The organism is Streptomyces tateyamensis (assembly GCF_003205575.1).
Classification (GTDB): Bacteria; Actinomycetota; Actinomycetes; order Streptomycetales; family Streptomycetaceae; genus Kitasatospora; species Kitasatospora tateyamensis.
In genome coordinates this window covers 88,498-111,933 of sequence record NZ_PYBW01000010.1, presented here as the reverse complement: position 1 = coordinate 111,933, position 23,436 = coordinate 88,498, and the positions used below count along the sequence as shown (strand labels likewise).

At 74.7% G+C, this 23,436-nt stretch carries 22 protein-coding genes; 14 read left to right on the top strand and 8 right to left on the bottom strand.

The features are described 5' to 3' along the window. Nucleotides 1-218: 218 nt before the first annotated feature. From C7C46_RS02635 to C7C46_RS02615, 5 genes are all read left to right on the top strand, one after another. On the top strand, nt 219-1,949 hold the full coding sequence (locus C7C46_RS02635) for a threonine/serine exporter family protein (RefSeq protein WP_110665166.1): 1,731 nt from the start codon (nt 219-221) through the stop codon (nt 1,947-1,949). A gap of 11 nt (nt 1,950-1,960) precedes the next feature. Then, nucleotides 1,961-2,932: a hypothetical protein gene (locus tag C7C46_RS02630; protein WP_245984045.1), complete on the top strand. Its 972-nt coding sequence runs from the start codon at nt 1,961-1,963 to the stop codon at nt 2,930-2,932. A gap of 399 nt (nt 2,933-3,331) precedes the next feature. Next, nucleotides 3,332-4,636 (top strand): C40 family peptidase, encoded by a 1,305-nt coding sequence (locus C7C46_RS02625; protein WP_146258968.1) that lies wholly within the window; start codon nt 3,332-3,334, stop codon nt 4,634-4,636. A 41-nt stretch (nt 4,637-4,677) separates the two neighbouring features. Then, entirely contained in the window at nt 4,678-5,712 is a 1,035-nt protein-coding gene (locus C7C46_RS02620; RefSeq protein WP_181442150.1) for a GNAT family N-acetyltransferase, read from the top strand. A 95-nt stretch (nt 5,713-5,807) separates the two neighbouring features. Beyond that, complete coding sequence (locus C7C46_RS02615) at nt 5,808-7,061, top strand: GNAT family N-acetyltransferase (RefSeq protein ID WP_110665158.1); 1,254 nt, start codon at nt 5,808-5,810, stop codon at nt 7,059-7,061. A 33-nt stretch (nt 7,062-7,094) separates the two neighbouring features. Here C7C46_RS02615 and C7C46_RS02610 read toward each other — a convergent pair whose 3' ends face one another. Further along, the gene (locus C7C46_RS02610) at nt 7,095-7,895 is read right to left on the bottom strand and encodes a TetR/AcrR family transcriptional regulator (RefSeq protein WP_245984043.1); all 801 of its coding nucleotides are present in this window, start codon (nt 7,893-7,895) and stop codon (nt 7,095-7,097) included. A 256-nt stretch (nt 7,896-8,151) separates the two neighbouring features. Here C7C46_RS02610 and C7C46_RS02605 point away from each other — a divergent pair, with 256 nt between their 5' ends. Beyond that, complete coding sequence (locus tag C7C46_RS02605; RefSeq protein ID WP_110665156.1) at nt 8,152-8,682, top strand: GNAT family N-acetyltransferase; 531 nt, start codon at nt 8,152-8,154, stop codon at nt 8,680-8,682. A 9-nt stretch (nt 8,683-8,691) separates the two neighbouring features. On the opposite strand, the gene C7C46_RS02600 is transcribed toward C7C46_RS02605, so the two are convergent. After that, nucleotides 8,692-9,174, bottom strand: coding sequence for a macro domain-containing protein (locus C7C46_RS02600; RefSeq protein ID WP_110665154.1), 483 nt, complete (start codon nt 9,172-9,174; stop codon nt 8,692-8,694). 186 nt (nt 9,175-9,360) lie between these two features. After that, nucleotides 9,361-10,602, bottom strand: coding sequence for an MFS transporter (locus C7C46_RS02595; RefSeq protein ID WP_181442149.1), 1,242 nt, complete (start codon nt 10,600-10,602; stop codon nt 9,361-9,363). Between the two features lie 126 nt (nt 10,603-10,728). Here C7C46_RS02595 and C7C46_RS02590 point away from each other — a divergent pair, with 126 nt between their 5' ends. Continuing rightward, entirely contained in the window at nt 10,729-11,700 is a 972-nt protein-coding gene (locus tag C7C46_RS02590) for a LysR family transcriptional regulator (RefSeq protein ID WP_110665152.1), read from the top strand. Nucleotides 11,701-11,726: 26 nt separating this feature from the next. Here C7C46_RS02590 and dmpI read toward each other — a convergent pair whose 3' ends face one another. The 3 genes from dmpI to C7C46_RS02575 form a co-directional block, all read right to left on the bottom strand. Further along, entirely contained in the window at nt 11,727-11,909 is a 183-nt protein-coding gene (gene dmpI, locus C7C46_RS02585; protein ID WP_110665150.1) for a 4-oxalocrotonate tautomerase DmpI, read from the bottom strand. A 113-nt stretch (nt 11,910-12,022) separates the two neighbouring features. After that, nucleotides 12,023-12,955, bottom strand: a complete 933-nt coding sequence (locus C7C46_RS02580) for a LysR family transcriptional regulator (RefSeq protein WP_110665148.1) — start codon at nt 12,953-12,955, stop codon at nt 12,023-12,025. 106 nt (nt 12,956-13,061) lie between these two features. Then, on the bottom strand, nt 13,062-13,682 hold the full coding sequence (locus tag C7C46_RS02575; RefSeq protein WP_110665146.1) for a YceI family protein: 621 nt from the start codon (nt 13,680-13,682) through the stop codon (nt 13,062-13,064). A 124-nt stretch (nt 13,683-13,806) separates the two neighbouring features. Between C7C46_RS02575 and C7C46_RS02570 the strand changes: the two genes are divergently transcribed. The 6 genes from C7C46_RS02570 to C7C46_RS02545 all read left to right on the top strand — a co-directional run bounded on the left by C7C46_RS02570 (nt 13,807) and on the right by C7C46_RS02545 (nt 19,954). Beyond that, the gene (locus C7C46_RS02570; protein ID WP_220040545.1) at nt 13,807-17,040 is read left to right on the top strand and encodes a DEAD/DEAH box helicase; all 3,234 of its coding nucleotides are present in this window, start codon (nt 13,807-13,809) and stop codon (nt 17,038-17,040) included. Continuing rightward, the gene (locus tag C7C46_RS02565) at nt 17,040-17,225 is read left to right on the top strand and encodes a hypothetical protein (protein WP_110665142.1); all 186 of its coding nucleotides are present in this window, start codon (nt 17,040-17,042) and stop codon (nt 17,223-17,225) included. The genes C7C46_RS02570 and C7C46_RS02565 overlap by 1 nt, the downstream gene beginning before the upstream one ends. A gap of 124 nt (nt 17,226-17,349) precedes the next feature. Beyond that, nucleotides 17,350-18,450: a DNA polymerase III subunit beta family protein gene (locus C7C46_RS02560; protein WP_110665140.1), complete on the top strand. Its 1,101-nt coding sequence runs from the start codon at nt 17,350-17,352 to the stop codon at nt 18,448-18,450. Nucleotides 18,451-18,576: 126 nt separating this feature from the next. Further along, a complete protein-coding gene (locus tag C7C46_RS02555) occupies nt 18,577-18,939 on the top strand; it encodes a helix-turn-helix domain-containing protein (protein ID WP_110665137.1) in 363 nt (120 codons plus the stop codon). After that, on the top strand, nt 18,939-19,478 hold the full coding sequence (locus C7C46_RS02550) for a hypothetical protein (RefSeq protein ID WP_110665135.1): 540 nt from the start codon (nt 18,939-18,941) through the stop codon (nt 19,476-19,478). Before C7C46_RS02555 ends, C7C46_RS02550 begins: the two co-directional genes overlap by 1 nt. A 110-nt stretch (nt 19,479-19,588) precedes the next feature. Next, nucleotides 19,589-19,954 carry a DUF2516 family protein gene (locus C7C46_RS02545; protein ID WP_110665133.1) on the top strand — a complete coding sequence of 122 codons (366 nt, stop codon included), beginning with the start codon at nt 19,589-19,591 and terminating at the stop codon, nt 19,952-19,954. Between the two features lie 42 nt (nt 19,955-19,996). Here the strand turns inward: C7C46_RS02545 and C7C46_RS02540 are convergent, their stop codons facing one another. Next, nucleotides 19,997-21,580 carry a PP2C family protein-serine/threonine phosphatase gene (locus C7C46_RS02540; protein ID WP_245984041.1) on the bottom strand — a complete coding sequence of 528 codons (1,584 nt, stop codon included), beginning with the start codon at nt 21,578-21,580 and terminating at the stop codon, nt 19,997-19,999. 362 nt (nt 21,581-21,942) lie between these two features. Between C7C46_RS02540 and C7C46_RS02535 the strand changes: the two genes are divergently transcribed. Next, nucleotides 21,943-22,509, top strand: a complete 567-nt coding sequence (locus tag C7C46_RS02535; protein ID WP_110665131.1) for an O-acetyl-ADP-ribose deacetylase — start codon at nt 21,943-21,945, stop codon at nt 22,507-22,509. Between the two features lie 156 nt (nt 22,510-22,665). On the opposite strand, the gene C7C46_RS02530 is transcribed toward C7C46_RS02535, so the two are convergent. Then, complete coding sequence (locus C7C46_RS02530) at nt 22,666-23,388, bottom strand: class I SAM-dependent methyltransferase (RefSeq protein WP_245984057.1); 723 nt, start codon at nt 23,386-23,388, stop codon at nt 22,666-22,668. Nucleotides 23,389-23,436 lie beyond the last annotated feature (48 nt).

Sequence of the window (23,436 nt, the reverse complement as noted above, 5' to 3'; positions counted from 1 at the left end):
GGCGTTGGACAGACCGGGGCCGCCCGCCGGACACTCGCAAGTCGTATCGTCGGCTCGACCGCGCCTTTGGGTGCATATGGCCTTTGTGTACATATGCGGTACCGGGTGCGGTCCGGCATGGTGGACACGAAGATCACCATGCCTGATGGCGGAGCGGACGAGGAGTGGCAGTGCCTAAGCGGGGCCGAGCGGGCGGCGGCAGGAAGCGGCAACCGGAGGTGGGGCGTGGTGCCGTCCCGGTTTCCCCCGCCGCCGCGCGGCCGACCGAGGGCCTGCTGGGCCCGGGGCCGGTCGCGCCGGCCGGATCGGTGCTGCCGGCGGCCGCCGCCGGGCTGGACCAGGACCGGGGCGAGTTCCCGATCCCGGGCGCCGATCCGGACCCGGAGCACACCGAGGAGTTCGCCGTCTTCGCCGAGCTGGGCGGCGGTTCCGAGGACACCCTGACCCCGGAGGTCTGGCGGGCCGTCGGCTACAACCCGCCCACCGGTGCGCAGGCGCTGCTGTCGCCCGGCACGGTGGGGGTGGCGCCCTGGCCGGACCGGATGCGCACCCTGCTGCGCACCCCCATGTCCGAGCGCCCGGTCCCTGAGCGGACCCCGCACGAGCCCAAGTCCGAGGCCGGCGCCCGCGGCGTCCCCCGGGTGCTCGACCTGACGCTGCGGATCGGCGAGCTGCTGCTGGCCAGTGGCGAGAGCGCCGAGGACGTGGAGGCCGCGATGCTCGGCGTCGCCCACGCCTACGCGCTGGACCGCTGCGAGCCGCAGGTGACCTTCACCCTGATCTCGATCTCCTACCAGCCCTCGCTGGTGGAGGCCCCCGTCACCGCCGCCCGGGTGGTGCGCCGACGAACCTCGGACTACACCCGGCTGGCCGCGGTCTACCGGCTGGTCGCGGACATCACCGGGGCGCAGGTGTCGATCAACGACGCCTACCGCCGGCTCGCGGTGATCCGGCGCAACCGGCACCCGTACCCGGCCTGGCTGCTGGCGCTGACCGCCGGGCTGCTGGCCGGCGCGGCCACCTTCCTGGTCGGCGGGCGGGTCGACGGCAAGGCCTGGCTGGTCTTCGTCAACGCGCTGGTGGCGGCCGTGATCGGGGACCGGCTGGCCTCCGCCGTGGCCAAGCGCGGGCTGCCGGAGTTCTACCAGTTCGTGGTGGCCGCGATGCCGGCCGCCACCTCCGGCATCCTGCTCTCCTTCAACCACCTGGGCCTGCGCGGCTCGGTGGTGGTCACCGGCGGGCTGTTCGCGCTGCTGCCCGGGCGGGCCCTGGTGGCCGCGGTGCAGGACGGCCTGACCGGCTTCTACATCACCGCCGCCGCCCGCCTGCTGGAGGTGGTCTACCTGGTGGCGGGCATCGTCATCGGGGTGATGCTGATCCTCTACCTCGGGGTCAACTTCGACGCCCAGCTGAAACCGGACGAGTCGCTGATCAGCACCCGCAACCCGCCGGTCCAGCTGGTCGCGGCGATGCTGCTCACGCTGGCCTTCGCGATGCTGCTGCAGACCAGCCGGCGCACCCTGGCGATGGTGACCCTGAACAGCGGGATCGGCTGGGCGGTCTTCGGCGTGCTGGCCTACAACGCGAAGATCTCGGCGATCGTGGCCACCGGGATAGCGGCCGGGGTGGTGGGTCTGTTCGGCCAGCTGATGGCGCGTTACCGGTACGCCTCGGCGCTGCCGTACGTGACCGCCGCGCTCGGGCCGCTGATGCCCGGTTCGGCGCTGTACCTGGGGATGCTCTCGTTCGCCCAGGGCCACCCCTCGGCCGGGCTGGTCTCGGTCAGCCGGGCGGCGGCGATCGCGATGGCGCTGGCGATCGGGGTGAACCTGGGCGGCGAGGTGGCCCGGCTGTTCATGAAGGTGCCCGGGCCCGAGGCGCTGGGCGGGCGGCTGGTGCCGTACCTGACCGGCCCGCGCCGGGCGGCCAAGCGCACCCGCGGCTTCTGACCGACCGTTAGGTGAACCGGAAGGAGGAGGGTGCCGTGCCGCTGGCCGGGCTGGTCGACAGCTACCACGAGCACATCGTGGCCGCGCACAAGCAGCCGCTCTTCCTGCTGCTGGTGGGCTTCATCTGCTCGTTCCTGCTCATCCGGTTCAGCGTGCGGATGATCCGGGCCCAGGTGCGCTGGTGGCCCGGGAACATCACGCCCGGCGGGCTGCACATCCACCACATGGTGTTCGGGGTGGGCTGCCTGCTGGTGGCCGGGATCGGGGTGTTCGCCACCAACGGCGGGCACCCGTGGATCGACTGGTTCGGGCTGCTGTTCGGGATCGGCTGCGGGCTGGTACTGGACGAGTTCGCGCTGATCCTGCACCTGGAGGACGTCTACTGGAGCGCGCAGGGGCGCAAGTCGGTGGACGCGGTGATCCTCGGGATCCTGTTCACCGCGCTGCTGCTGACCGGGTACGTGCCGCTCGGCGTGGTGCCGGGCCCGGGCACGGACGGCGGCGGGCGGTGGGGCCTGGTCGCGGTGATCTCGGTGAACGCGCTGCTGTCGGTGGTCGCGCTGTTCAAGGGCAAGATGTGGACCGGCCTGCTGGGCATCATGGTCCCCGGCATCTCCTGGATCGGGGCGATCCGGCTGGCCCGCCCGTCCAGCCCGTGGGCCCGCTGGCGGTACGCCGAGCGGCCGCGCCGGCGGGCCCGGGCGCTGCGCCGGGAGCGGCTGCTGCACGCGCGGGCGGACCGGGCCCGGACCTGGCTGTTCGACCTGATCGCGGGTGCGCCGGACAAGGTGCCTGCGCACCACACCACCACCCACCGGGTGGCGGAGGCGGTGGCGGCCCGGGCGGCCGCGCACCTGGACCCGGCGCGCTCGGCGCACCGGTCGGCCCCGCCCACGGAACGCGCCGCCGACCAGCGCCGGCGCACGGTGCAGGCGGGACGGGCCCGCTCCTACCGGTCCAGGACCGGGCGCCGCCGGGGCTGAGCCGGTCGGCTGCGAGCCGGGCCCGGTGACGTCCGGGTGCGGCCCGGTGGCGTCGGGTTGTGGCCGCTGGCCCGGGCGGCGTGGTGGGCCCGGGCCCGGCGGTGCACTGGCTGAGCCGCCGTCGGCGGACGCTGGGCCGTTCGGTCGGTTCGCCTACGATCTCACTCGCCCGGCGGCACCCGGCTGGCGCCGACGACTTGTCAGGTTTGACACTATTACGTCGAGCGACTGAATAGTCACGTCATGGGATATTTCGTTGATCTTTGAACGGCTTCTGGTGAGGGGCTGCCCGGTCGTTGGGGACCCGGCCGCCCGGTCGTCCAGAGGCGCCGCGACGACGGATGCGAGGCTGTCTTGGGTTGTGCACGAGGGGCTGTCTGGGTGCGGGTGGCGCGGCCGGTGTTCTCCTTCGCGGCGTTGGCCGGGCTGTTCGCCGGACCGGGCGTGCCCGCGGCCGCGGCCGCCCCGGTGCCGGCGCCGGTCGCGGTGCGCGGCGTCGCCCCGGCCCTGGCCCTGGGCCGGCCCGCCGCGGTGCGCGCCCTGGCCCCGGCCCTGGGCCGGCCCGCCGCGGTGCCGGCTGACGACCCCGCGCCGGACGGTCGGCCCTACCCCTCCGCCGCGGAGGTGGACCGGGCCAGGGCCGAGGCGGACCTGAAGGCGGGCGCGGCGGGCGCGATCGAGGCCCAACTGGCCGGCGCCAAGTCCGAGCTGGAGCGCACCGCGCTGCTGGCCGAGCAGGCGGTGGAGGCGTACGACGGCGCGCAGGTGCGGCTGACCGCGGCCCGCGGTGCGGCGGCCGCCGCCGCCGAGGCCGCGACCCGGGCCGAGGCGGCCCGCGCCGAGGCCGCGGAGCGGGCCGCCGGGCTGGCCGCGGCCACCTACCGGGCCGGCACCACTCCCGAGCTGTCCGCCCTGGACGCGCTGCTGAGCGCCCGCGGCCCGCGCGCCGCGAGCGAGCAGGCGGCGGCGGTCGGCGAGGCGGGCCGCAGCACCCGGCAGATCCTGGACGCCGCCACCAGCACCGCCCGGGAGGCCGCCGAGGCGGCCCGCACCTCCCGGGACTGCGCGGACGCCGCCGAGCGGGCGGTGCTGGCGGTGGCCCAGGCCAGGTCCCAGGCCCAGCAGCGGGTGGCCGAGCAGCAGTCCCAGGTCGGCCGGCTCGCCGAGCGCCGCGAGCAGCTGTTCGGGCAGCTGGCCGCGGCCCGGCAGACCACGGTCGACCTGGAGCGGCGCCGCCAGGACGCGCTGGACGCGATCGCCGCCGAGCAGGCGGCGGCCGCCGCCCGGGCCGCCGCCGAACGCGCCAACGCCGCACCGCCGCAGCCCGCCCCGTCCGCCGGGACCGGCGCGGAGCAGGCCCTCGCCTTCGCCCAGGGCAAGCTCGGCCTGCCCTACATCTGGGGCGGCGAGGGGCCGGACGGCTACGACTGCTCCGGCCTGACCATGCTCGCCTGGCGGGCCGGCGGCAAGCGGCTGACCCACTTCGCCGCCGACCAGTACGCCGAGTCCACCCCGGTGAGCTACCGCCAGCTGCGCCCGGGCGACCTGGTCTTCTGGTCCACCACCGGCCGCCCCGCCGACATCCACCACGTCGCCCTCTACCTCGGCGACGACCAGATCATCCAGGCCCCCCACACCGGCGCCACCATCACCCGGTCCAGCCTCTGGGCCCTGGGCACCCCGGATTTCTACGCCAGGCCCTGACCGGCATGATGGGTCGTCAGCCTACGTACCACGGAGATCCGGTGACCCTCGACATACGCCCGCTCGACCCGTACCGCGCCGACCAGGAGACCCTGGACGGCTACCACCTGATGCGGGCGGCGGCCTGGGCCGCCGACTTCCCGGAGGATCCGCCGATGACCCGCGAGGCCGCGGTCGGCCGGTTGCGCACCCCGCCGGTGCACGAGGGACCCGGCCGGACCTGGACCGGCCACCTCGGCGGGCGGCTGGCCGGTTCCGCCCGGGTGTCGCTGCCCGAGGCCCCGAACGAGGGGATCGCCTGGGTCGAGGTGCACGTCCACCCCGAGCTGCGGCGGCGCGGGTTCGGTACCGAGCTGCTGCGGTCGGTGCTGCCGGCGGTGCTGGAGTCCGGGCGCGGCACCGTGTTCGGTCTGCCGATGAAGCCCGACGCGGCGGCCGCCTCGTGGGTGGCCGGCCTCGGGTTCGACGTGACGCACAGCACCGTGATGCAGCTGCTGCGGACCACCGAGGTCCCGGCGCGCGGGTGGGAGGTGCCGGTGCCGGACGGCTACCGGTTGGTGCAGTGGACCGGCCCGACCCCCGAGGAGCTGGTCGAGTCGTACGCGCTGGCCCGACGGGCCGTCAACGACGCGCCGCAGGGTCGGACCAGCTACCGGGCGCCGCGCTGGACCGCGGACCAGATCCGCACCGAGGACCGCGAGGTCGCCGAAGCCGGCATCGAGCCGTGGGTGGCGGTCGCCGTCGAGGAGGCCACCGGGCAGGTGGCCGGTATGCACGTGGTGCACCACTACCAGCACCGCCCGGCGCACGCCTTCGTCCAGGACACCGCGGTGCTGGCCGCGCACCGCGGCCGCGGGCTCGGGCGGGCGGTCAAGGCGGGCCTGATGCGGCAGTTGCTGGCCCGGCGCCCGGACCTGGAGCTGGTCTTCACCACCACCGCGGCCACCAACACCCACATGATCGACATCAACCACGCGCTCGGCTACCGGACGGCACGGACGATGAACTGGGTCGAGATCCCGACGGCGCGGCTGGTCGAGCGGCTGGCCCAGCCCCTGGACGAGCGGTCGTCCTAGGGTCTTTCCGACCGCTGGGCGAGCGGCCGGGGGGCGGTGTCCGCCGGGTCGGAAATCCGGATGCCTTCGACCAGGCGCGTCCCTAGGCTGGGCGGATGAGCCAAGACGGTGCGATCGAGATCAAGGCTGTCACCGAGGAGACGCTGAGCGCCTGGTGCCATGCGGTGAACGTCGGTTTCCTGCGGGCCGGTGCTCCGCTCGCGGAGGAGGTGCGCCGGCAGCGGCTCTTCCCCGGGCGCACCCTGGGCGCCTTCGAGGGCGAGCGGGTGGTGGCCACGCTGCGCAGCTTCCCGCTGCAGCTCACGCTGCCCGGCGGCGCGTCGCTGGCGGCCTCCGCGGTCACCGCGGTGACCACCACGCAGACCCACCGGCGGCGCGGGCTGCTCACCCGGATGATGCGTCAGGACCTGGCCGCGGCCAAGGACCGCGGCGAGGCGGTGGCCATCCTGATCGCCGCGGAGTACGGGATCTACGGCCGGTTCGGCTTCGGCCCGGCCACCCGGATGGTCGGTCGGAAAATCGACCTGAAGCGGGCCGGCGGCATCCGGGCCGAGCTGGCCGGCGCGGTCGGCGGGCGGCTGGACCTGGTCTCGATGGCCGAGCTGGGCAAGCTCGGTCCCGAGCTGCACGAGCGCTGGCGCCGGCAGCAGCCCGGTGCGATCAACCGCGATGAGCAGCACTGGAAGACGGTCACCGGGGAGCTGGTCCTGCCGGTGTCCGACGGGTGGAAGGAGCCGTTCGCCGTGGCCCACCGGGACGCGGCCGGCCAGGTCACGGGTCTGGCGGTGTACCAGGTCAAGAGCGACTGGGACGGCGTGGTGCCGGACGGCACGGTGCAGGTGAAGGACTTCCTGGCACTGGACCTGCCGACCGCGGTGAGCCTGTGGCGCTACCTGACCGAGGTGGACTGGACGACCAAGGTGGTGGTGGAGAACCTCGGTCCGGACGACCCGCTGCCGCTGCTGCTGACCGACCCGCGGGCCGCGACGATCACCGAGACGGCCGACTTCACCTGGCTGCGGGTGCTGGACGTGCCGACCGCCTTCGCGGCGCGCCGCTACGCCGCGGCCGGGCGGGTGGTGCTGGAGGTAACCGATCCGGACGGCTTCGCGGCCGGGCGCTGGGCGCTGGAGGCGGACCAGGAGGGTGCGGGCCGCGCGGTGCGCACCGAGGACGAGCCGGACCTGGCGCTGTCCGCGAGCGCGCTCGGCAGCCTGTACCTGGGCGCCGAGTCGGCTTCGCGGCTCGCCGCTGCCGGTCTGGTCGAGGAGTGCCGCCCGGGCGCGGCATTCGCCGCGGACCAGCTGCTGACCACGCCGCTCAAGGCCTGGAACCCGGACTCCTTCTGACGCCGGGTCCGGATCTGCCGGCGGATCCGGTCCTCACTTCGCGGTGCGGCCGATGGTCGGCAGGATGAAGTCCTGGATCAGGCCCTTGGCGTCGCGCACGATCGGGCGGAAGACCCGGTAGCGGGACAGGTTGATCACCCGGCCCGCCATCGGGGTGGAGCGGCGGACGAACTCGCGGGTCCGCTCGGTGTCCGGGGTGCGGTCGAAGACCCAGTAGAGCACCACGATCATCAGGTGCAACCAGAGGAGTTCGGGGAGCAGGTCGGCCAGTTCGGCGTCCAGCTTGGGGGCCAGTTCGGAGCCGGTCAGCACGTCGCGGAAGAGTGCCACGGCGGTGGCCCGGGCCGGGTGCGACTCGTTGGAGAACGGGCTGAGCGAGCTGGACGGGTCGGCGGCGGTGCGGAAGAACTGGGCCGAGAACTCGTGGTACGGCGCGGCGGTGTCGATCCAGGACTCCAGGGCGATCTGCAGCCGCTCGGCGAAGTCGCGGGTGTGCGCCATCCGGCGGGCGGCGTCGGCGGCGTGATCGTGGGTCATCTGGTCGTAGAAGCCCTGGATCAGGAACTCCTTGGCCGCGAAGTAGTAGTACGCGTTGCCGACCGAGACGCCCGCCTCGGTGGCGATCGCCCGCATCGTGGTCTTCTCGTAACCGCGCTCCTGGAACAGCCGCATCGCGGTGTCCAGGATCAGCGCCCGGGTCTGCTCGCTCTTGCCGGTCTTCGGGCGGGCCCGCCCGCCCGGCAGCTCGGCGGCCTGCGGCTGGTCAGGCCCGGTGGGCCCGGCGGTCCCCGCCTGCTCGGTGTCCTGCTGGTCCATCCCGGTCTGCTCGCCCATGGCTGTCGAGCCTAGCCGAGCGGTGGCACCGCAGATCCCCTCCGCCTGCGGTGCCACCACCCGCCGAGGTGAGGTGCCATCAGCCGGCGGCCCTTCGGGACCGGATCCAACTGGTGTCGATGGGCGTACTGGCGGACGACATGGGGACCCCTCGTTTCGAACGCGTTCAATCTCCCTTGGCAGCTAGACAGTAGCGATCATCTTGAACGCGTTCAAGTCTGTTGGGCGGATCGCAGGGCGTGCCAGGATGGGAATCATGATCGAAGACGAACTTTCGATACGGCCCGGCGGTCCGGCGGACGCGCCCGCGGTGGCGGCGCTCCACGCGGAGAGCTGGCGGACCGCCTACGCCGGGATCGTGCCGCCCGCGGTGCTCGGCGACGGGCTGGCCGCGCAGCGCGCCGAGCTGTGGGAACTGCGGCTGGAGGCGGACTACGGCGAGCCGGCCGCCCAACCGGTGCTGCTGCTGGCCGAGTCCGGCGACGGCGACCTGCTCGGCTTCGGCTACCTGGTGCCGCAGCCGGACGGGCGGGTGCTGCTGGACAACCTGCACGTGCGGCCGGGGCGCACCGGCGCGGGGCTGGGCGGCGCACTGCTCGGGGCGCTGCGGGCGGAGACTGCCCGCAGCCACCCCGGCGCCCCGCTCTACCTGGAGGTGCTGGCCGACAACCACCGCGCCATCGCCTTCTACGAACGGGCCGGCGGCCACCGCACCGACTCCCGCACCACCCACTTCCCGGGCGCCGGCGAACTGCCGGAGTACGAGTACACCTGGACGCAGCCGTAGCAGCCCGGATCAGTCCTGGTCGTACACCGTCACCGGGATGCCCCGGTCGGTGAGGCGGGCGGTGACCAGCGGTTCGACCAGCTCCCAGCGGCCGCCCGCCAGCCCGCAGCCGATCCGGGGGAGGTGGACCGAGGCCTGGAGCGGGAGGACCAGGTCGGCGAGCCGGTCCAGTGCGGTGCCGATCGCCTGGTAGCGGACCGGGGCGCCGGTGGAGCGGCCGGTGCGGATGCCGCGCTGGCCGACCAGGTTGGCCACCCAGGTGTCCGGGGCCACCTGGACCAGTTGCACGGCGCCGAGCCCGAAGTCGTTGCCGGCCCGCTCGCGGTACCAGCGCCGGTAGGCCGCCTCCGGCTCGGGCCAGCGGCGGGACAGGGCCAGCACGAAACCCTTGCCCCAGCCGCCGAGGTCGTTGCAGACGTGTCCGATCACTTTCGGCCCCTTGGCCTGCGGGCTGGTGGCGTCACCGCGCCGGTACGTGATCCCGTTCCCCATGCCGGCAACGGTAGCCGGGGCCACTGACGGGCGGTCAGTGCTCGAACCGGAAGCGGTGGGGGGTCCCGGCCATGGTGCGCCGTCAGGGCTCGGATTCCCGGCGGCGGCTCGGTGCTCGGGCGCCCGGCGGCCGGTCAGCGCTCCAACTCCCGGCGGCGGCTCGGTGCTCGGACGCCCGGCGGCTGGTCAGTGCTCGAACGCCCGGCGGCCGGTCAGTGCGAGCAGCAGGGCCAGGGCTGCGGCCGCGGCGGGCAGGGCGAAGCCGGTGCCGCCCGGGGTGTGCTGGGCCGCCAGGCCGCCCACTGCGGAGCCGGCCGAGATGCCCACCACGATCCCGCAGACCGCGATCGCCATCCCCTCGTTGAGGGCGGCGGCGGGCAGGACGCGCTGGAGCAGCGTCATCCCGGTCACCATGGTCGGCGCGGTGCCGGTGCCGGCCAGGAAGAGGGCCAGGCCCAGCGGCACCGGGCCGCCGCCCAGCAGTACCACCGCGAGCGGGAGCAGCAGGGCCGCGGCCATCGCGGTCAGCCCGAGCAGCAGGCGGCGATACGGCGCGCCGTGGGCCGGGCGCAGTCCGAGCACCAGGCCGGAGAGGCCGGAGCCGGCGGCCTGGAGCCCGAGCAGCAGCCCGGTGGCCGCCTGGTGCCCGTGCGCCCGGGACCAGGCCAGGGTGGTGATCTCCATGGCGCCGAAGACGATCCCGGTGGTACCGAAGACGGCCACCAGCAGCGCGGCGCCCGGGGCGCGGAGCGGGAAGCCGGTGCCGCCGGCCGGGGCCGGCGCGACGGGTGGCTCGGTACGCCGTTGGGCGGCGAAGAGCAGCGCGCCGGCGGTGCTGAGCAGCGAGACCAGCAGCAGCCCGGCGGCCGGGCTGCCGCCGCCGCAGAGCAGTGCGCCGAGGACCGGTCCGAGGGTGAAGCAGACCTCGTCGAGGGTCTGCTCCAGGGAGTTGGCGCTGTGCAGCAGGCCGGGGTCGGCGTGGTGCAGGTGGGTCCAGCGGGCCCGGGCCATGCCGCCCAGGTTGGGCGCGCAGGAGGCGGCGAAGGCGGCCAGGCAGAGCAGCCAGCCGGGAGCCGCGAAGTGGATCAGGAACGGCGCGGCCGTGCGCGGCAGTGCGGAGCACAGGGCGGCGGGCACCGCGACGCGGCGTTGTCCGTACCGGTCGACCAACCGCCCGAGCAGCGGCAGGCCGAGTGCCACACCCGCCAGTCCGGCGGCGCTGACGGCGCCGGCCAGGGCGTAGGAGTGGCCGCTGCTGACGATGGCGGTCAGCATCGCCACGCCCAGCATCGAGTAGCCGAGCCGGCCGACCAGGCCGGCCAGGGTGAAGGCCAGGGCGCCGGGTGGGTCGAACACCCGGCGGTAGGTGGTGAACAGGGGCAGCGCGGCGGCGGTGGCAGGGGCGGCGGCGGGGGCAGGCGAGGTCACGGGGCTCCAGGCCGGAGAGGGCGTGCGGGGATGCCCCAAGCCTCGTGGCCGGTGGCCGGCGGGGTCCAACACCTGTTCCGAACTATTGACGCATCCCTGTTGTCAATCGCTGCTACGGTGGGCCGCATGCCCGTCGACCTGCATCCACGCCTGCTGCGTGGCTTCGTCGCGGTCGCCGAGACGCTGCACTTCGGGCACGCGGCGTCCCGCCTGCACCTGGCCCAGCAGGCGCTCAGCCGGGACGTCAGGACCCTGGAACGGCTGCTGGACCGCCAGCTGTTCGCCCGCACCACCCGCAGCGTGCTGCTCACCGCGGCCGGGGAGCGGCTACTGCCGCAGGCCCGCCGCCTGCTGGCGCTGCAGGAGGAGATGCTGGCCCCGGTGGCGGACCGGGTCCTGCTGCTGGACCTGAACAGCGCGGTGACCGGCGAGGACCTGACGGCCGAGCGGTTGCTGACGGCCGTTCGGGCGGCGGATCCGGAGCTGCAGCTGATGGCCCGTTACCACGGCGGTCTGGCTGCCGGGGCCCGCGAGTTGCTCGCGGAACGGCTGGACGTCTCGTTCGGCTGGTTCGCCGGGCTGCCGGCGGCGCTGCGCGAACGCCTGGTGGGCCACCCGGTCCGGCTGGAGCAGGTGGCGCTGCTCCTGCCCGAGCGGCACCCGCTGGCCGGCCGGGCGGCGATCCGGCTGGCCGAGCTGGCCGGGCACCCGGTGGACGTCTGCGCGGGCAATCCGGCCACCTCTGAGTGGACCGCTTTCGGTGAACGGCTGCTGGCGGCACACGGGTTGACCGCAGCGCCGGCGCTGCCGCCGCCGGTGGGGGCGACGGAGACGGCGCGCTACCTGGACCGGCACGGGACGCCGATGCTGACCACGGTCGGCGGCCCCGAGCTGCCCGGCGCGGTCACCCGTCCCCTGGTGGATCCGGTGCCGGTCACCCTGGTCAGCCTGGTGCACCGCCCCGGCTCGACCCCCGAGGGGCTGCCGCTGCTGCTCGAGGCGGCGGCCGAACTCGGCGAGCGGGAGGGCTGGTTGACCCCGCCGCGGGCCTGCTGGCTGGCGGCGGAGGACGCGGCGGTGGTCAACGGACTTCGGTAGCAGGCTGGTTGTCGGTTGCCTGGCCGCTACTTGTCGGCGACGAGCTTGCCGGCCGCGCCCCAGCTGTCGGTCGGTACCTCGTGGATCCAGACCTGCACGGTCTCGGCCGGGATCTGGTACGCGTCGACGAAGGCGTCGGTGATCCGGGCGACCAGCTCGCGCTTGAGCGCGACGTCGCGGGGGCCCTGCTGCACGGTGACGATCGGCATGTCTGCTCCTCGGTTCGCGGCCTCGCCGCCGGGGGTTCCGGGGCGTCTCGCCGATGGACCAAGTCCACCAGCCGAGGGCTCGCCGACCCAGACCCGAAACCGTCTGGCAGCGATCACGAATCCTGATCGTCGCTGGTGGCAGCGGGTTCCGGGGCCGATCGGCAGGCGGCGAGCAGCAGCTCGAGGGCGGGCGGGCGCGGCCCTCGGCGCAGCATCAGCGCGGTGTCCAGGGCGAGGCCGGGGTCGGTGAAGGGTACGAAGGCCACCCGGGGGACCCGCATGATTCGGGCGTTGGCGGCGTAGACCACGGTCCACATCGGGGCGCCGGTGCCGAGGGCTGCCAGGGTGTCCTGCAGGTTGCCGGTGGTGGGGCCCGGGACGGGGTCGAAGCCGGCCGCGCGGCAGCTGCCGAGCACCAGGTCGACCAGGGCGGGGTGGTTGCCGCGCTCGGTCAACCGCAGCGGGAGCTCGGCGAGTTCGGCCAGGTGCAGGGCGGGGCGGCGGGCCAGGGGGTGGCGGGCCGGCACGGCGGCCACCAGTGCGTCCCGCCAGAGCGGGAGCAACTGCAGTTCGGGGCAGTGCTCGGGGAGCGCGCCGCGGACGAAGGCGGCGTCCAGGCTGCCGTCGGTCAGGCGGGCGAGCCGCTCGCGGACCGGGACGGCGGTCAACTCCACCCGGATGTCCGGGGCTTGGCGTTCGAAGGCGTCCAGGATGCGGTCCAGCCGGTCGCCGAGGCCGGTGATGGTGCCCAGCCGGAACCGTCCGAGCCGGCCGGCGGCGCCCGCGGCGGCCAGGTCGGCGGCCACCGCGCGGGCCGAGTCCGCGGCGCCGAGTACCGCGCGGGCCGCGGGCAGGAAGGCCTCCCCGGCCGGGGTCAGGCGCACCGTGCGGGGCGAGCGGTCGAACAGCTCGACCTTCAACTCCCGCTCCAGGCGCCGGATCTGCTGGCTGACCGCGGGCTGGCCGATGACCAGGCGGTCGGCGGCGCGGCCGAAGTGCAGCTCCTCGGCCACCGTCACGAAGTAGCGCAGCTGGCGAAGCTCCACCGCGTCCCCCTTCTCTCCTGGCCCCCGGTCATCCTGCCGCATCGGCAGGTCCGGGGGCCGTCGGGAGGGCGCTCGGGGTGGTGGTCCTGGGGCGGTGGGCCCAGGGTCAGGAGCGGACGGCGGAGATGTCGAAGCTCAGCTTGACCTTCTCGCCGATCAGCACGCCGCCGGTCTCCAGCGCCGCGTTGTAGGTCAGGCCGAAGTCGGTGCGGTCGACCGTGGTGCGGCCCTCGAAGCCCAGGCGCTGCAGGCCGTACGGGTCGGTGGCGGTGCCGGTGTACTCCAGGTCCAGGGTGACCGGGCGGGTGGTGCCCTTGATGGTCAGCTCGCCGGTCATCCGGTAGGTCTCGGCGTCCAGCTGCTCGGTGCCGGTGCTGCGGAAGCTGATCAGCGGGTGGGTCTCGACCTCGAAGAAGTCACCGGTGCGCAGGTGGCCGTCACGCTGCTCGTTGCCGGTGTTGATGCTGGCGACCTGGATGGTGAGCTCGGCGGTGGAGTTGGCCGGGTTGCTGCCGTCCAGGTGCAGGACGCCCTCCCACTCGGCGAACTCGCCGCGGACGTTGGTGACCATCGCGTGCCGGACGCTGAAGCCGAGCCGGCTGTGCGTGGTGTCGATGGTGTAGTCGCCGGACAGGTGCGCGAGGTCGGCGACCGGTGCCGGGGTGGGTGCGGCGGCGACGGCGGTGGTGGCAGCGGCGGTGTCGCTCTTGCGGCTGAACAGACCCATGACGAGCTCCTCGATCGTTTGTTTAGTCTTCAACTTCTTGGCTCCACCATAGTCCTAGGTGGTTCAAAGTTCAACCACAAGCGCCGGGGATGTCTTCCGTGCTGGTTAAGGTGCCTGTGAGGAGGTGGCCCGGGTGTTCGCGGTGCACGCGCTGTGGCGGTTGGGCGGTCGGGTCGCGCTCTGGGCCGAGGACGCCCGCGCCCGCGGCGCGACCGGGCGGCCGACGGGTGGTGCGCACCCGTTCGCCTGCTCGGCCGAGCTGCTGGCCCAGGTGCTGGGCGGGATCGGTCCGGGCCACGAGTGGCTGGCCGGTCAGGCGGCCGAGCGCTGGGCCACGCTGGCCCTGCCGGCGGCCGGCGGCGGGCCCGCCGCCTCGCCCGAGCTGCTCGGCCGCGGAGACCGGCAGAGCTTGCCCGGCCCGGGGCCTCGGCAGGCCGGCCCCGGCGGAGCCGCTGCCGTCGCGCCGGGAGTACGCCGGCCCCCGGGCGGGGTGGCACTGCGGTCCTGGCGGGTGCCGGTGCTGGAGTTCGGGGCGGCCGAGAGCGCGCAGCTGCTGGGCGAGCTGTTCGATCCGCGCTGGGCGCTGACCACCTCCGAGGTACCGGAAGTCTGCCGGGTCGACGTTGCGTACGGGGCCTCACTGCGCTGGCTGACCGGCGTGCACGACCTGGCCTGGCGGCTGGCGGGCGCGGGTCAGGTACTGCCGGGCCTGGCGCGCACCCCGGACGGGGGCGGCACGGCCCGCTGGCTGCCGGCGCCGGATGCGGCGCCGCGCCGGGAGGCGGCGGCGCTGGCGGCGGGGTGCCCGCGGGTGCTGCGCGGCGAGCGGTCGGGGGCGGAGCTGCTGGACGAGGTACTGGCGGCGCTGACCGACTGCGAGGTGCGGGTGCGGCTGGCGGCGCGGCTGGGCGACGGGGGCTCGGCGGCCGAGGAGTGGTTCGCCGCACTGGGCGGGCCGGACGGTGCCGTGGCCGGGCACCCCGCGGAACTCGACCGGCTCGGGATGCAGCTGGCCCACTGGTACGGGCCCGCCGACGCCGCGGTGCGGCTCTGCTTCCGGGTGGTCGAGCCGCTCGGCCCCGATCCGGCCGACCCCGAGGGGCGGGCGGTCGGCGAGCACTGGCGGATCGACTTCCTGCTGCAGGCCGTGGACGAGCCCTCGCTGCTGGTCCCCGCCGCCGGGCTCTGGGCCGGCGGGGCGGCGCTGGCGGCCTTCGAGCGGCACACCGCCGACCCGCGGGCCGGCTTCCTGGCCGAACTGGACCGGGCCGCCCGATGCCGGCCCGCGCTGTTCGCCGGGCTGCGCGAACCGCGACCCAAGGCGCTGACCCTGGACCGCGACGAGGTGCTCGACTTCCTGCGCGAGAGCGCGCCCGAGCTCACCGAGGCAGGCTTCGGCGTGCTGCTGCCCACCTGGTGGCAGCGTCGGCCCCGGCTCGGGATGGCGCTGTCGCTGCACGGGCCGGCCACCGCGGCCGTGCCGCGCGCCGAGCGGCTGGACCGGGACGCACTGCTCGCCTTCCGCTGGCAGCTGGCCCTGGACGGCGAGCCGCTCACCGAGCAGGAGCTGGCCGAACTGGCCGCCGCCAAGCGCGGGCTGGTCCGGATCCGGGGGCAGTGGATCGAGGTGGACGCCCGGCAGCTCGGCGTGGCGGTGGACTTCCTGGCCCGGCAGGGGAGCGGCGAGGGGCCGCCGGGACCGCTGCTGCGGCTGGCGCTGGATTTTGGCGCGCTGGTGGCCGGGCTGCCGGTCGGCGCCGTCCGGGCCGCCGGGGTGTTGGGGGAACTGCTGGACGGGGGCGGGGCGGGCGGAACGGGTGCGGCGGGTGCGGCGGGTATGGCGGGTGCGGCGGACCCGGGCGTGGGCGCCGAGGTGCGCCTGCCCGCCGAGTTCGGCGCGGTGCTGCGCCCGTACCAGCAGCGCGGGGTGGCCTGGCTGGACGCGCTCAGCCGGCTGGGGCTGGGCGCGGTGCTGGCCGACGACATGGGGCTCGGCAAGACCGTGCAGACGCTGGCCCTGCTGGCCGCCGAGCACGCCCGGCGGCCCGGGGCCGCGCCCGGGGAACAGCCCACCCTGCTGGTCTGCCCGATGTCGCTGATCGCCAACTGGCGCCGGGAGGCGGCCCGGTTCGCCCCGATGCTGCGGGTCCACGTGCACCACGGCGCGGACCGCCGGCAGCACGGGGAACTGCAGGCCGCGGTGGCCGGGGCGGACCTGGTGATCACCAGCTACGGGGTGCTCCAGCGCGACGCTCCGCAGCTGCGCGCGCTGCGCTGGCACCGGGTGATCGCCGACGAGGCGCAGACCGTGAAGAACAGCGCCACCGCGCAGTCGCGCGCCCTGCGCTCGATCCCGGCGGCACACCGGATCGCGTTGACCGGCACCCCGGTGGAGAACCGGCTCGCCGACCTGCACGCGCTGCTGGACTTCGCCAACCCCGGACTGCTCGGCTCGGCCGCCGCCTTCAAGGAGCGGTACGCCGTGCCGGTCGAGCAGCAGGGCAGCCCCGTCCGCGGTGCCGAGCTGCGCCGCCGCACCGGCCCGTTCCTGCTGCGCCGGCGCAAGGACGATCCCGCGGTGCTGCCGGAGCTGCCGGCCAAGGAGGAGATGACCGTCTGGTGCTCCCTCACCGCCGAGCAGGCCGGCCTCTACCAGGCGGTGGTCGCCGACCTGCTGCACCGGCTGCGCGGTACCAAGGGTGTGGAGCGCAAGGGAGCGGTGCTGGGCGCGATCGGGCGGCTCAAGCAGGTGTGCAACCACCCGGCCCAGCTGCTGCACGACGGCTCGCCGGTGGCCGGCCGCTCCGGCAAGGTGGCCCGGTTGGAGGAGTTGCTGACCGAGGCGCTCGCCGAGGGCGACCGCACCCTGGTCTTCACCCAGTACGCCGAGTTCGGCACCATGCTCCACCGCCACCTGGCCGAGCGGCTCGACACCGAGGTGCTCCACCTGCACGGCCGGCTCGGCGCCCGGCGGCGGGAGGAGTTGATCAGCCGGTTCCAGCGTCCGGACGGCCCCGGGGTGTTCCTGCTCTCGCTCAAGGCGGGCGGCACCGGGCTCAACCTGACGGCCGCCAACCAGGTGGTCCACCTGGACCGCTGGTGGAACGCGGCGGTCGAGGAGCAGGCCACCGACCGGGCGCACCGGATCGGGCAGCGGCGCACCGTCCAGGTCCGCCGGTTCGTCTGCGCCGGGACGGTGGAGGAGCGGATCGCCGAGATGATCGAGGGCAAGCGGGCGCTGGCCCGGACCGCGGTGGCCGACGGCGAGCGCTGGCTGACCGAGCTGTCCACCGGCGAACTGCGCGAACTGCTGACGCTCTCCCAGGAGGCGCTGGCCGAGGCGGAGGTGACGGCCTGATGAGCGAGACGGACGACTACTGGCAGGGGGACTTCACGCTCCGCCAGGAGGAGGACCCGCCCGGGGCGGCGGAACCGCTGCCCGTCGAGCGGCTGGGCGCCTCGGGGATCACCGTCGGCGGGCGGGAACTGGCAGTACTGCTGGGGCCGGTCTACCGGGTGCTCACCGAGGACGTCGATGCCTGAGCCGGGAGTGCCTGAGCCGGGCGTGCCCGAGCTCGGCGTGCCTGAGGCGGGTGTGCTCGAGCCCGGCTTGTCCGGTCCCGGCGTAGTTGACCCTCGACCAGGTCGAGGCAGCAGAGTCCAGGGCATGGAGAGCGGGATGCGCAGCATCGGCCGACTGGCCCGGGAGAGCGGACTGACCGTCAGCGCGCTGCGGTTCTACGACGGCGCCGCGGTGTTCGGCCCGGCCGAGGTGGATCCGCAGACCGGGTACCGCTGGTACGCGCCCGAGCAACTGTCCACGGCCCGGCTGCTCGCGCGGCTGCGCCGCGTCGGGCTGCCGCTGGCGCAGATCCGTCTGGTGCTGGCGGCTCCGCCCGGGTCCGCCGCGGCGCACCGGGTGCTCGACGCGCACCTGCGACGGCTGGAGGACGGCCTGGCCGACGCCCGTCGCGAGCTCTCCCTCGTCCATGACCTGATCGACCAGAGGGAGCTTTTGATGACCGAGATCGTCCTGGACCGTGCGGAGTTCGCGGCGGCCCTGGCCGCCGTCCGCTTCGCCGTGAGTGCCGACCCCGGGAAGCCGGTGCTCGGCGGGATCCTGCTCGACCTGGACGGCGAGGTGCTGCGAGCGGTCGCCACCGACCGGTACCGGTTGGCGGTGGGCCAGGCCGCAGTGCGCTCCGGGGCCGACGGCGAGTTCCAGGTGCTGCTGCCGGCGGCGCTGGCGGACCGGATCCGGACGCTCGCCTTGGCGGGGGAGGGCGAGCTGCGGCTGACCGTGGAGGGCGCGCGGGTGGTGGCCGAGGTGCCGGGGGCCCAGACGGTCAGCGGCGAGCGGCTGGACCTGGACTTCCCCGACTACCGCCGACTGCTCCGGTTGGAACCCACGCACCGGGCGCTGATCGGTGCCGAGGTGCTGCGGCGCGCGGTCACGCAGGGGCCGAGCCGGCCCTACCGCCCCGAGCCGGGTGAGCCCGCGGGCGCGCCGGTCGACCTCACAGTGCTCTCGCTCGGCGGGGACGGCGAACTGCGGGTGGTAGGCGAGCCCGGGGCCGGCGAGGGCGAGGGCGAGGTGCTGCGGGTCGCGGTGAACCGGGACTTCCTGCTGGAGGCGCTGGCCGCGGGTGACGCCGGAACGGGCCAGCTGCTGCTGGAGCTGGGCGGCCCGATCGGCCCGCTGGCGATCCGCTCGGCAGCCACCGGAGCTGGCCACTACTCGGTGCTGATGCCGGTCCGGCTCACCTAGGCCCTGGCAGGAGCAGTGCGCGTACCGGGTGACGGTCCGTCCGGTGCGCCGACCTTTCGAGTCCTTGGGGGCGGCGCGCTAACTGGGGCGCTTGCTTTTGCAAGCAGTGGTAGGCAGCATGGGGGCATGGCTTCACTGAACGTGAGCTCGCTGGGGGAGTACATCCGCGAGCAGCGGCGCACCGCGCAGTACTCGTTGCGCCAGTTGGCCGAGGCCGCGGGTGTGTCCAACCCGTACCTCAGCCAGATTGAGCGAGGACTGCGTAAGCCGAGTGCGGAGATCCTGCAGCAGATCGCCAAGGCGCTGCGGATCTCGGCCGAGACGCTCTACGTGCAGGCGGGGTTCCTGGAGGAACACCCCGCGGGCGGGGCCGACCTGCGGGCCGCGATCTTCGCGGACCCGGCGATCAGTGAACGGCAGAAGCACGCGCTGCTGTCCGTGTACGAGGCTTTCGTCGCGGAGAACACGAATCACGGAAGGACGAGCTGATGCCCGGTACCGAGGAGATCAGGAACGAGATCCGCAGGACGCTGAGCGACCCGACGCCGCTGTACGCGCTCGCGGGCGCGGGTGACCTGGCGGTCGAGAAGCTGCGCGAGGTTCCGGCCCGGGTCGAGGCGCTGGCCGCCGACCGCAAGGGGACCCAGGAGGCCGCGGTGGCCCGCCTGAAGGAGGCTCAGGCCAAGGTGGTCGGCACCGTGACCACGCTGCCGACCGACCTCAAGGGGCTGCAGGAGCGGGCCCAGGAGTTCGCGCTGCAGCAGGTCGGCCGGGCGGCCGGCCTGGCGGTGCAGGCCAAGGAGGCCTACGACGAGCTGGCCGTGCGCGGCAAGGGCGTAATGGACAAGAACGTGCCCGGTCGGGCCGAGGAGCCGGCCGTGACGGTCGAGCGGGCCGAGACCGTGCCGGTGGACGCCGAGGAGGTCGAGGCCGAGGAGGTCGAGCCGGCCGCGGCGCAGCAGGCCGAGCCGGAGCAGCCGGCCAAGAAGGCTCCGCGGGCCCGCAAGCGCCCCGCCACGGAGCAGTGAAGACGCACGACCCGGCCCTGAACGGGGCCCGAGTGTGTCAGGGTTGAGGAGCGGTGCCGGGGGAAGTCAACGAGTGACTCTGACGGCACGGATCGGTTGAGGAGACCTGGGTGAGTGAGTTCCTGTCCTTCCAGTTGCTGAACCCGTTCTGGTACCTCTCGTCCGCGATCCTGCTCTTCAACGCCTACGCCTTCGTGGACGCCGTCTTCCGGCGGGAGGACGCCTACCGGGCGGCGGACAAGAAGACCAAGCCGTTCTGGCTGGTCATCCTCGGGTTGGCGCTCGGCTTCGACCTGCTCTTCGGCGCCAGCATCTTCCGCTTCCTGCCGCTGATCGGCCTGGTGGCCGCGATCGTCTACATGGTGGACGTCCGCCCGGCGATCCAGGCCGTCACCGCCGGCCGGGGCGGCACCGATCCGATCAGCCGGGCGCTGCGTGCGCTCGGCCGCCGCGGTGGCGGTCGCCCGCGCTGGTGAGCGCGCGGGCGGCCCTGCCGCGACCGCGGCAGCGGGCGGGGTTCAGCCCATCAGGACGGGCTGCTGGTTGCGCTCCAGCAGCAGCACCGCGACATCGTCGGTCAGTGCGCCGCCGTTGAGCTCCTCGACCTCGGCCAGTGCGCCGTCCACCAAGCGGCCGCGAGTCAGCCCGCCGGCCTGGTGGTCGCCGATCAGCCCGACCAGGCCGTCCTGGCCCAGCCGGCGCGAACCGGCGCCGACCCGCCCCTCGATCAGGCCGTCGGTGTAGAGGAGCAGGCTCCAGCCCGGTTCCAGCTCGACGTGCTGCGCCGGCCAGGCGGACTCCGTGTCGTCGCACGGGAGCAGCCCGAGCGCCGGACCTGCCAGCTCGCTGGGCAGCACCGCCGGCCGCCGATCGGCGGAGAGCAGCAGCGGCGCCGGGTGACCGGCCAGGTAGAGCTGGGCGTACTCCATACCGGGGCGCTCGGAAGGCAGCGGCTGCTGGCCGACCCCGGGGGCCGGGCGCGGCTCGGTCGCCCCGGCAGCGAGCTGGTCGGCCGCCCGGGCACTGCGGTGGCCGCGCGGCGCCTGCTCCGGCGGGGCGCCCGGGGTGATCACCAGCATGCACAGGGTGGCGAAGATCTCGTCGCTGCGCCGCTCGTGCTCCAGCACGTGCTGCAGGGTGGTGAGCAGCGTCTGGCCGCTCAGGCCCGCGAACACCAGGGTGCGCCACGCTATCCGCAGTGCGACGCCGAGCGCGGCCTCGTCCGGGCCGTGGCCGCAGACGTCGCCGATCACGACGTGCACCGAGCCGTCGTCGGTGCGGACCGCGTCGTAGAAGTCGCCGCCGAGCAGGGCGCGCCGCCGGCCCGGGCGGTAGCGCCGGGTGAAGGAGAGGTCGGCCCCGTCCAGCAGCGGGGTGGGCAGCAGGTGGCGTTGCAGGCGGGCGTTCTCCTGCCCGCGCAGTTCGGCCTCGACCAGGCGGCGCTGCGATTCGTCGGCCCGCTTGCGCTCCAGGGCGTACCGCAGCGCCCGGGCCAGCAGCGGGCCGTCGGTCTCGTCCCTGGTCAGCGAGTCCTGGGCGCCGGCCGCCACGGCGGCGGCACCGAGTTGGGCGTCGGCGGCCCCGGTCAGCACCACGACTGCGGCGTTCGGGGCCAGCCGGAGCACCTCGCGCAGGCCGTCCAGCGGGTCGCCCGCGGCGGCGCCGGCCGGCGGGGCGGCCAGGTCGAGCAGTACGCAGCTGTAGTCGACCCGCGGGGTACGGCTGCGCCGACCCGTGCCTGGGCGGGCCGGGGCGAGCAGCCCGGCGGCCTGGGCCAGCCCGGGCGCCCGGTGCAGTTCGATCGGGGCCCCGCCGGCGGCGACCAGCTCCTCGACCAGCCGCGGGTCGCTCGCCTCGCTCTCGATCACCAGCAGCCGGACCGGATCGGTGGCCCGCTCGGCGCCGCCGGACCGAGCGGTGGCCCGCGGTGCGGGCAGCGTGAGCGGAGCGGCCCCCGGCGCGCCGCTCTGCTCGGCGAGCTCCGAGTGGCGGGCGGCGGCCAACCCGCCCAGTTCGCCGAACGGCCCGACCGTGGTGAGGCCGTCCAGCCGGCCGAGGCCTTCGAGGGAGTCCAGTCCGTGCATCGAGCTGAGGCCGCTCATGTCGTTGAGTCCGCTGCCGACGCTCGGTGCCTTGGCCGGATCAGGGCAGGGGGCGGCAACACGCTGGCGCGGGCCAGCAGTCGCCGGGGTGCCGGACCGGCGCTGGCCGGCTCCCGCCCCGTCTCCCGTAGCGGGCACGGACGATTCCTCCTCTTCCCTGACGGGGTAACGGCTGCGATCCGCGCGCAGTGCCCGCGCGGCACTGCGAGTCAGGGAACCTTCCGCGACCATAACGTGATCTCCGAGGATTTCCTTGGCTGGTGGGCGTGGATGTGGCTATTGCCACGCTGCTGGGGGCTTGTCGGCTAGCTTGCGTGACGTGTGGCCGAGGACCGTGCCCGGCCGGGAACGAGGAGCTGACGGTGACACAGATCACATTGGTTCAGGGTGATATCACGAAGCAGCGGGTTGATGCCGTGGTCAACGCGGCCAACTCGTCCCTGTTGGGCGGGGGCGGGGTGGACGGCGCGATCCACCGGGCGGGCGGTCCGGAAATCCTGGCCGAGTGCCGAAAGTTGCGGGCCTCGCACTACGGGAAGGGGCTGCCGGTCGGTAGGGCGGTGCTGACGACGGCCGGAAACCTGCCGGCCAGGCACGTGGTGCACACGGTCGGCCCCGTCTACGGGGGCACCGAGTACGAGCGCGGGGCGGAGCTGTTGGCCTCCTGTTATCGGGAGTCGCTGCGGCTGGCGGCGCAGGCGGGTGATCGGGTGGTGGCGGTCCCGGCGGTCTCGACCGGGGTGTACGGCTGGCCGATGGCGGACGCGGCGCGGATCGCCCTGCGGGCGGTGGAGGACGAGTTGGCCCAGGGGCCGGCGGCGGAGCTGGCGGAGGTGCGGTTCGTGCTGTTCGATGCGGCGGCGCTCCGGGCCTTCGAACAGGCGAGGGACGCGCTGGAGCCCGGCCCGCGGGGAGCGGGGGAGGGGTAGGCGCGGCAGTCTGATCGAATCAAGGAGCGTCACCGGATGGGCTCCATAGTGGCCTGACGGCGCGTCAATACGCCAGAGAAATTCGATAACTCGTTCGAGTGAAATAGGTGAGGGCTCGAACGATCCCGGCCCGGAGCGGGGCGGCCCCGGGCCCGGTCAGGGCGCCAGCGCCGCCCACGGCAGCGTGACCTCGCCCTGCCGCCACCGCCCCCGCGCGTCCACCAGCGGCCAGGACCCGGCCAGCGCCGCGCACGCCGCCGCCCAGCGCTGCCGCGCCCCGAACGCCCCGTACGGCGCGGCCGCCGCCCAGGCCCGGTCGAACTCGGTCAGGAAGGCGTGCACCGGCCTCCCCGGCACGTTGTGGTGGATCAGCGCCTTGGGCAGCCGCTCGGCCAGGTCCGAGGGGCGGTCCAGCGAGGCCAGCCGCGCCGCGAAGGTGACGGTGCGCGGCCCCTCGGGCCCGAGCGCCACCCAGACGTGCCGCCGCCCGACCTCGTCGCAGGTCCCCTCGACCAGCAGGCCGTCCGGGGCCAGCCGCCCGCACAGCCGGGCCCAGACCGCCTCGACCGCCTCCTCCTCGTACTGCCGCAGCACGTTGGCGGCCCGGATCAGCTGGGCCCGGGCGCCGTCCAGCGGCACCTCGAAGCCGCCGCGCCGGAAGGTCAGGCCGGGCGGGCGGGCGTACGGCAGCGCGGCCGCCACCCGGGCCGGCTCGATCTCGATCCCGACCACCCGCAGGTCCGGGCGGACCGCCGTGAGCCGGTGGTGCAGTTCGACCGCGGTCCACGGCGCCGCGCCGTACCCCAGGTCCACCGCCACCGGCGCCACGACGGCCGCCCGCAGCCGGGGGCCGAGCGCGTGCACGATCCACCGGTCCATCCGGCGCAGCCGGTTGGTGTTGGTGGTGCCGCGGGTGACGGTGCCGAC